This window comes from Acinetobacter sp. UBA3132 (assembly GCF_002364825.1).
In the GTDB taxonomy this organism is placed as follows: Bacteria; Pseudomonadota; Gammaproteobacteria; order Pseudomonadales; family Moraxellaceae; genus Acinetobacter; species Acinetobacter schindleri.
Genome location: NZ_DEZM01000062.1, coordinates 1,790 through 2,394 on the forward strand (window position 1 = coordinate 1,790; position 605 = coordinate 2,394).

Sequence of the window (605 nt, forward strand, 5' to 3'; positions counted from 1 at the left end):
ATCGCAGAGGGGATCATTGATTTGACATTGTTGACCTTTAAGATCAAACAAGTTTTGGGTTTTCCCTGATGTCACGCCATAGAAAGTTGAAAAATCTTTGGTACGTTCCCATTGTACATCATCATAATGATAGGTAAAACCGGCGCTGATTTGATGGTCGGTGTCTGCAAATTTAAAGTTATTAAATACCGCATCTAATCCATAATTCACAGAAGATTGTTTTAAATCAATATCTGCAGAGATGGCACCTTCCGATACTTTTTCAGTATTCGCCCAGTCTTTGCTCCCTGCTGCATACATCCAGTTTATGCCACGATCAGATGTTGATTCACGGGCATTGTCAATTTTTTGGTAATTGAGCTGGTGTATTAATTGTCCCCAATCTTGTTTTTGTTGCATCTCCGCGAAAATCAAAGCTGATTGATTATTGGTGCTGCTGTGAGAGTTACGACGTTTGTCTGCGTAAGTATTGTCTTCCAAATCACCTAAAGCGAAACCGAATTTCATACTGGTGTCTGCATTTGGATCGACATACAAGGTTCCGCCGACATTGGTATTACGTTTTTCTTGATCAATTTGTTTTGGTGCAGGTAAGCCACTTTCAA

The 605-nt window shown here is 39.7% G+C and carries 1 pseudogene; it reads right to left on the reverse strand.

The annotated features are described in order from the left end of the window. Window positions 1–507: pseudogene (locus B4033_RS02885) on the reverse strand (hypothetical protein); the annotation flags it as partial. Window positions 508–605: the final 98 nt, after the last annotated feature.